Source organism: Shigella sp. FC1544 (assembly GCF_001722145.1).
GTDB lineage: Bacteria > Pseudomonadota > Gammaproteobacteria > Enterobacterales > Enterobacteriaceae > Escherichia > Escherichia coli.
This window is the reverse complement of record NZ_MECT01000062.1, coordinates 1-8,748: the sequence shown is the minus strand read 5'-3', so window position 1 is coordinate 8,748 and position 8,748 is coordinate 1. Positions and strand designations below refer to the sequence as shown.

Sequence of the window (8,748 nt, the reverse complement as noted above, 5' to 3'; positions counted from 1 at the left end):
GGGAATATCTCCCCGGCAGCCTTCAGGGAAAAATATCATCAGATGGCTGCTTAAAAAAAGAACAAATGGTAGTGTCCGCTATTGCCAGTACACCTCACCATGTGCAGGTGTAAGTAAATTCAAGGCCAAAACCGCGAACGATATGTAACCGACAAAGAATACCAGGCAGTATTAAGCGTTGCACCTCTTCCTGTTTTTATCGCAATGGAAATTGCCTATCTGTGTGCAGCGAGGGTTTCCGATGTGTTATCGCTGAAATGGGAGCAGATTGGAAACGACGGGATCTTTATCCAGCAAGGGAAAACAGGAAAAAAACAGATAAAAGCATGGAGTCCACGATTACAGGCGGCGATCGAAAAAGCAAAACAGTTACCAACATCCGCCTATGTAATCAGCAATCAATACGGCAACCGATATATGTACAAAGGCTTTAACGAAATGTGGGTAGAAGCAAGAAATCGCGCAGGCAAAATTTCAGGTATTTTAACCGACTTCACCTTTCATGATCTGAAGGCGAAAGGAATTTCAGACTATGAAGGAAGCAGTCGGGATAAGCAACTTTTCTCTGGTCACAAAACCGAGGGGCAAGTGCTAATCTATGACAGGAAGGTTAAAGTTTCACCGACACTTGATGTCCCGTTACCTGAAAATATTCCAAGTAATTCCACGTGTGATTTTTGTCACTGACTTAATGATGTATAAGTGATTGAATTTTGGCGGAGAGAGGGGGATTTGAACCCCCGGTGGAGTTGCCCCCACTCCGGTTTTCGAGACCGGTCCGTTCAGCCGCTCCGGCATCTCTCCGTTCAGATGGTTGCCATGATGCCAGGAAATTTGGCATTTTAACAGTCCCTGTCCGTGCAATTTTGTTCAAGTGACGAGTTTGCGAGCAAAACGATGATTAAGTGGCCCTGGAAAGTACAAGAATCAGCACATCAAACTGCCCTTCCCTGGCAGGAAGCACTATCGATCCCCCTTTTAACGTGTCTGACGGAACAGGAACAAAGCAAATTAGTCACTCTTGCCGAACGTTTTTTACAGCAAAAGCGGCTTGTTCCTTTACAGGGCTTTGAACTGGATTCATTAAGAAGCTGCCGGATAGCACTTCTATTTTGCCTACCCGTTCTGGAGTTAGGACTGGAATGGCTGGATGGTTTTCATGAAGTCTTAATTTATCCTGCGCCATTTGTGGTCGATGATGAATGGGAAGACGATATCGGTCTGGTGCATAACCAACGTATTGTTCAGTCAGGTCAGAGCTGGCAGCAAGGGCCTATCGTTTTGAACTGGTTGGATATACAAGATTCTTTTGATGCTTCTGGTTTTAACCTGATTATTCATGAAGTCGCTCATAAGCTGGACACCCGTAACGGCGATCGCGCCAGCGGAGTTCCCTTTATTCCGTTGCGTGAGGTTGCTGGCTGGGAACACGATCTTCATGCTGCAATGAACAACATTCAGGAAGAAATCGAATTGGTTGGCGAGAATGCGGCGAGCATTGATGCTTATGCAGCCAGCGATCCTGCTGAATGTTTTGCCGTACTTTCTGAATATTTCTTTAGCGCCCCAGAACTTTTTGCTCCTCGTTTCCCTTCATTGTGGCAACGTTTCTGCCAATTTTATCAACAAGATCCTTTGCAGAGACTGCATCACGCTAATGATACAGACTCGTTTTCGGCGACGAATGTTCATTAATTAACAACTTTGCAGATTAATTAACCAATTGAAATGACTTATGAAATTTAGTGTTGACAGACAAGGTACCGCTAAGTAATATGCGCCCCGTTCACACGATTCCTCTGTAGTTCAGTCGGTAGAACGGCGGACTGTTAATCCGTATGTCACTGGTTCGAGTCCAGTCAGAGGAGCCAAATTCTAAAAATTCGCTTTTTTAGCGCAATGTCACTGACCTTAGTTGAACATTGCTTTTTAACGGATAGCGGGTTTTTAACATCTTAAGCGCCCTCGACCTTTATGGTTGAGGGCGTTTTGCTATGAACGCCATCACCATTTTCCCCTCGATTATAAAACTTGAGTTATTCAGTAGTCTCCCCTCTTGCAACTCACACCCAAAACTGCCTAACGAAAAGTTATTAATTTTCAATCATATTGCTATCAGTATTTACATTTTTTCGCTGTGCTAGAAAGGGCGCATTTATGTTAGCTCGTTCAGGGAAGGTAAGCATGGCTACGAAGAAGAGAAGTGGAGAAGAAATAAATGACCGACAAATATTATGCGGGATGGGAATTAAACTACGCCGCTTAACTGCGGGTATCTGTCTGATAACTCAACTTGCGTTCCCTATGGCTGCGGCAGCACAAGGTGTGGTAAACGCCGCAACCCAACAACCAGTTCCTGCACAAATTGCCATTGCAAATGCCAATACGGTGCCCTACACCCTTGGAGCGCTGGAATCGGCCCAAAGCGTTGCCGAACGTTTCGGTATTTCGGTGGCTGAGTTACGCAAACTCAACCAGTTTCGTACGTTTGCTCGAGGTTTTAATAATGTCCGCCAGGGTGATGAACTGGATGTCCCGGCACAAGTTAGTGAAAAAAAATTAACCCCGCCGCCGGGTAATAGCAGTGACAACCTCGAGCAACAGATAGCCAGTACTTCACAGCAAATCGGGTCTCTGCTCGCCGAAGATATGAACAGCGAGCAAGCGGCAAATATGGCGCGTGGATGGGCCTCTTCTCAGGCTTCAGGCGCAATGACAGACTGGTTAAGCCGCTTCGGTACCGCAAGAATCACGCTGGGCGTGGATGAAGATTTTAGCCTGAAGAACTCCCAGTTCGATTTTCTCCATCCGTGGTATGAAACGCCTGATAATCTCTTTTTCAGTCAGCATACTCTCCATCGTACTGACGAGCGTACGCAGATTAACAACGGCTTAGGTTGGCGTCATTTCACTCCCACATGGATGTCAGGCATCAACTTCTTTTTCGACCACGATCTTAGCCGTTACCACTCCCGCGCCGGCATTGGCGCGGAGTACTGGCGCGACTATCTAAAATTAAGCAGTAACGGCTATTTGCGACTGACCAACTGGCGCAGCGCACCTGAACTGGACAACGATTATGAAGCACGCCCGGCCAATGGCTGGGATGTACGCGCAGAAAGCTGGCTACCCGCCTGGCCGCACCTTGGCGGTAAACTGGTCTATGAACAGTATTATGGCGATGAAGTGGCCCTGTTCGATAAAGACGATCGGCAAAGTAATCCTCATGCCATAACCGCTGGACTTAACTATACCCCCTTCCCGCTGATGACCTTCAGCGCGGAGCAACGCCAGGGTAAACAGGGCGAAAATGACACCCGTTTTGCCGTCGATTTTACCTGGCAACCTGGCAGCGCAATGCAGAAACAGCTTGACCCGAATGAAGTCGCTGCACGGCGTAGCCTTGCAGGCAGCCGTTATGATCTGGTGGATCGCAACAACAATATCGTTCTGGAATATCGCAAAAAAGAACTGGTTCGCCTGCCCCTGACAGACCCCGTGACAGGGAAGTCAGGAGAAGTGAAATCACTGGTTTCGTCGCTACAAACCAAATATGCCCTGAAAGGCTATAACGTCGAAGCCACCGCACTGGAAGCTGCCGGTGGCAAAGTGGTCACAACGGGTAAAGATATTCTGGTTACCCTGCCGGCTTACCGGTTCACCAGTACGCCAGAAACCGATAACACCTGGCCGATTGAAGTCACCGCTGAAGATGTCAAAGGCAATTTGTTCGAATCGTGAACAGAGCATGGTAGTCGTTCAGGCACCTACGTTAAGCCAGAAAGATTCCTCGGTATCGTTAAGTACCCAGACGTTGAGCGCGGATTCCCATTCAACCGCCACACTGACTTTTATTGCGCATGATGCAGCAGGTAATCCTGTTATCGGGCTGGTGCTCTCGACGCGTCACGAAGGTGTTCAGGACATCACCCTTTCTGACTGGAAAGATAATGGTGACGGAAGCTATACCCAGATCCTGACCACAGGTGCGATGTCTGGCACGCTGACGCTTATGCCACAGCTGAACGGTGTGGATGCGGCTAAAGCCCCCGCCGTGGTGAATATCATTTCTGTTTCGTCATCCCGGACTCACTCGTCAATTAAGATTGATAAGGACCGTTATCTCTCCGGCAATCCTATCGAGGTAACGGTAGAACTGAGAGATGAAAATGACAAACCTGTTAAGGAGCAAAAACAGCAACTGAATACCGCAGTCAGCATCGACAATGTGAAACCTGGTGTCACTACAGACTGGAAAGAAACCGCAGATGGCGTCTATAAGGCAACCTATACCGCCTATACCAAAGGCAGTGGGCTTACTGCGAAGCTATTAATGCAAAACTGGAATGAAGATTTGCATACCGCTGGATTTATCATCGACGCCAACCCGCAGTCAGCGAAAATTGCGACATTATCTGCCAGCAATAATGGTGTGCTCGCCAATGAGAATGCAGCAAACACCGTCTCGGTCAATGTCGCTGATGAAGGAAGCAACCCAATCAATGATCATACCGTCACGTTTGCGGTATTAAGCGGATCGGCAACTTCCTTTAACAATCAAAACACCGCAAAAACGGATGTTAATGGTCTGGCGGCTATTGATCTGAAAAGTAGTAAGCAGGAAGACAACACGGTTGAAGTCACCCTTGAAAATGGCGTGAAACAAACGTTAATCGTCAGTTTTGTCGGCGACTCGAGTACCGCACAGGTTGATCTGCAGAAGTCGAAAAATGAAGTGGTCGCTGACGGCAATGACAGCGCCACAATGACCGCGACAGTTCGGGATGCAAAAGGCAACCTGCTCAATGACGTCAAGGTCACCTTCAATGTTAATTCAGCAGCAGCGAAACTGAGCCAAACCGAAGTGAATAGCCACGACGGGATCGCCACAGCTACGCTGACCAGTTTGAAAAATGGTGATTATACGGTTACGGCCTCTGTGAGCTCTGGTTCTCAGGCTAATCAACAGGTGAATTTTATCGGTGATCAAAGTACTGCAGCCCTGACCCTCAGTGTGCCTTCAGGTGATATCACCGTCACCAACACAGCTCCGCAACATATGACTGCAACCTTGCAGGATAAAAATGGCAACCCACTAAAAGATAAAGAAATCACCTTCTCTGTGCCAAACGACGTCGCAAGTCGGTTCTCGATTAGCAACGGCGGAAAAGGCATGACGGATAGTAGCGGGGTTGCAATCGCCTCCCTGACCGGCACGTTAGCGGGCACGCATATGATCACGGCTCGTCTGGCTAACAGCAATGTCAGCGATGCACAGCCAATGACGTTTGTGGCGGATAAAGACAGAGCGGTTGTCGTTCTACAAACATCGAAAGCGGAAATCATTGGGAATGGCGTGGATGAGACGACCCTGACAGCAACAGTGAAAGATCCTTTTGATAACGTGGTTAAAAATCTGTCAGTAGTCTTCCGCACCTCCCCCGCAGACACGCAACTGAGTCTGAACGCGCGTAATACTAATGAGAACGGTATTGCTGAAGTTACCCTTAAGGGCACGGTTTTGGGTGTTCATACAGCCGAAGCCATACTGCTTAACGGCAACAGAGATACGAAGATAGTCAATATTGCGCCCGATGCCAGCAACGCGCAGGTCACCCTGAACATCCCTGCACAACAGGTGGTGACGAATAACAGCGACAGCGTGCAGCTGACGGCGACGGTGAAAGATCCGTCGAATCATCCGGTGGCGGGAATAACGGTGAACTTCACCATACCACAGGACGTGGCGGCAAACTTTACCCTTGAAAATAACGGTATTGCCATCACTCAGGCCAATGGCGAAGCGCATGTCACCCTCAAAGGCAAAAAAGCGGGCACGCATACGGTTACCGCAACGCTGGGTAACAATAATGCCAGCGATGCGCAACCAGTCACCTTCGTGGCGGATAAGGACAGCGCGGTTGTCGTTCTGCAAACATCGAAAGCGGAAATCATTGGGAATGGCGTGGATGAGACGACTCTGACGGCAACAGTGAAAGATCCTTTTGATAACGCAGTAAAAGATCTACAGGTCACCTTCAGTACCAACCCCGCAGATACTCAACTTAGTCAGAGCAAAAGCAATACTAACGACAGTGGTGTGGCCGAAGTTACCTTTAAGGGCACGGTTTTGGGTGTTCATACAGCCGAAGCCACACTGCCTAACGGCAACAACGATACGAAGATAGTCAATATTGCGCCCGATGCCAGCAACGCGCAGGTTACGCTGAACATCCCTGCTCAACAGGTGGTGACGAATAACAGCGACAGCGTGCAGCTGACGGCGACGGTGAAAGATCCGTCGAATCATCCGGTGGCGGGAATAACGGTGAATTTCACCATGCCACAGGACGTGGCGGCAAACTTTACCCTCGAAAATAACGGTATTGCCATCACCCAGGCCAATGGGGAAGCGCATGTCACGCTCAAAGGTAAAAAAGCGGGTACGCATACGGTTACCGCAACGCTGAGTAATAACAATACCAGTGATTCACAGCCGGTAACGTTTGTGGCGGACAAAACCTCGGCTCTGGTTGTTCTTCAGATATCAAAAAATGAGATCACAGGTAATGGCGTAGATAGCGCAACGCTAACTGCAACGGTCAAAGATCAGTTCGACAATGAGGTGAACAATCTTCCGGTAACATTCAGCACAGCTTCTTCAGGCCTCACCCTGACCCCAGGGGAAAGTAATACCAATGAGTCTGGCATCGCGCAGGCCACTCTCGCAGGCGTTGCCTTTGGTGAGCAGACGGTTACTGCATCACTGGCTAATACTGGTGCCAGCGACAACAAAACTGTGCACTTTATTGGCGACACAACGGCGGCAAAAATTATCGAGTTGACGCCTGACCCAGGCAGCATAATCGCCGGTACCCCACAGAACAGCACCGGTAGCGTAATCACCGCTACAGTCATTGATAATAATGGCTTTCCGGTGAAAGGTGTGACTGTGAACTTCACCAGCAACGCAGCGACAGCCGAAATGACGAATGGCGGCCAAGCCGTAACGAACGAACAGGGTAAGGCTACCGTCACTTATACCAATACCCGCTCCTCGATAGAATCAGGAGCGAGACCGGATACCGTTGAGGCCAGTCTGGGAAATGGTAGCTCTACGCTTAGCACATCAATTAATGTCAACGCTGATGCGTCTACGGCACATCTCACCTTGTTACAGGCACTTCTTGATACAGTCTCCGCAGGCGACACTACCAATCTGTATATTGAGGTGAAGGATAATTACGGCAACGGTGTACCCCAGCAGGAGGTAACCCTCAGCGTTTCACCAAGTGAAGGCGTGACTCCCAGTAATAACGCTATATATACGACCAATCACGACGGCAATTTTTACGCAAGCTTTACCGCTACAAAAGCCGGGGTTTATCAAGTGACGGCAACCCTCGAAAATGGCGATTCGATACAACAAACGGTGACCTATGTGCCGAACGTCGCGAATGCCGAAATCACGCTGGCAGCCTCGAAGGATCCGGTGATTGCCGACAATAACGATCTCACGACACTAACAGCAACAGTCGCTGATACAGAGGGCAATGCGATAGCCAACACTGAAGTAACATTTACTCTGCCGGAAGATGTGAAGGCGAACTTCACGCTGAGCGATGGCGGTAAAGCGGTTACTGATACTGAAGGCAAAGCGAAAGTCACGCTGAAAGGTACAAAAGCAGGCGCTCATACTGTTACAGCATCGATGGCTGGCGGTAAGAGTGAGCAGTTGGTGGTGAATTTTATTGCGGATACGCTCACAGCGCAGGTTAATCTTAACGTTACCGAGGACAACTTTATCGCTAATAACGTCGGGATGACCAGGCTGCAGGCAACAGTGACTGATGGAAACGGCAACCCGTTAGCCAATGAGGCGGAGACATTCACGCTACCGGCAGATGTGAGCGCAAGCTTTACTCTCGGACAAGGCGGTTCCGCCATTACTGACATCAACGGCAAGGCTGAAGTTACACTGAGCGGTACAAAATCCGGCTCCTACCCCGTGACAGTTAGCGTGAACAATTATGGTGTCAGTGATACGAAACAGGTGACTTTGATTGCCGATGCTGGTACCGCAAAACTAGCCTCCTTAACCTCTGTATACTCATTCGTCGTCAGCACGACCGAGGGCGCGACCATGACTGCAAGCGTCACTGACGCTAACGGCAACCCGGTAGAAGGCATAAAAGTTAGTTTCCGCGGAACCTCCGTCACGCTAAGCAGCACCAGCGTTGAAACGGATGATCGGGGTTTCGCTGAAATTCTTGTGACAAGCACCGAGGTCGGACTGAAAACAGTTTCAGCCTCTCTGGCAGATAAACCTACTGAAGTCATCTCGCGATTACTGAATGCAAAAGCAGATATTAATTCTGCAACGATTACCAGTCTGGAGATACCTGAAGGTCAGGTCATGGTCGCACAAGACGTAGCAGTTAAAGCTTGAGGTAGCCTGAGTTTAACGGACACTCCTTCCTGAAATAGAATGGCATCAGAAGGAGCTAATAATGAGCAGAAAAAACCAACGTTACTCTAAAGAGTTCAAAGCCGAAGCTGTCAGAACGGTTCTTGAAAATCAACTTTCGATCAGTGAAGGCGCTTCCCGATTATCCCTTCCTGAAGGCACTTTAGGACAATGGGTTACCGCCGCCAGAAAAGGGCTCGGTACTCCTGGTTCCCGCACGGTGGCTGAACTGGAATCTGAAATTCTGCAACTGCGTAAGGCGTTAAATGAAGCTCGCCTTG

At 49.0% G+C, this 8,748-nt stretch carries 3 protein-coding genes, 2 tRNA genes and 1 pseudogene; 5 read left to right on the top strand and 1 reads right to left on the bottom strand.

The window, feature by feature from the left end:
- Positions 1-204: 204 nt before the first annotated feature.
- Complete coding sequence (locus tag BGK49_RS04785) at positions 205-687, top strand: tyrosine-type recombinase/integrase (RefSeq protein WP_005005386.1); 483 nt, start codon at positions 205-207, stop codon at positions 685-687.
- Positions 688-714: 27 nt separating this feature from the next.
- Here BGK49_RS04785 and BGK49_RS04780 read toward each other — a convergent pair.
- A tRNA-Ser gene (locus tag BGK49_RS04780) sits at positions 715-804 on the bottom strand.
- Positions 805-897: 93 nt separating this feature from the next.
- On the opposite strand from BGK49_RS04780, the gene mtfA reads away from it, so the two are divergent.
- The 4 genes and pseudogenes from mtfA to BGK49_RS04745 all read left to right on the top strand — a co-directional run.
- Entirely contained in the window at positions 898-1,695 is a 798-nt protein-coding gene (gene mtfA / locus BGK49_RS04775; protein ID WP_001302302.1) for a DgsA anti-repressor MtfA, read from the top strand.
- Positions 1,696-1,795: 100 nt separating this feature from the next.
- Positions 1,796-1,871 (top strand) — tRNA-Asn (locus BGK49_RS04770).
- 313 nt (positions 1,872-2,184) lie between these two features.
- Positions 2,185-8,446, top strand: a pseudogene (locus tag BGK49_RS29040) (Ig-like domain-containing protein); the annotation flags it as partial.
- A gap of 64 nt (positions 8,447-8,510) precedes the next feature.
- A partial coding sequence (locus tag BGK49_RS04745; protein ID WP_032335914.1) for a transposase occupies positions 8,511-8,748 on the top strand: 238 nt, incomplete at its 3' end.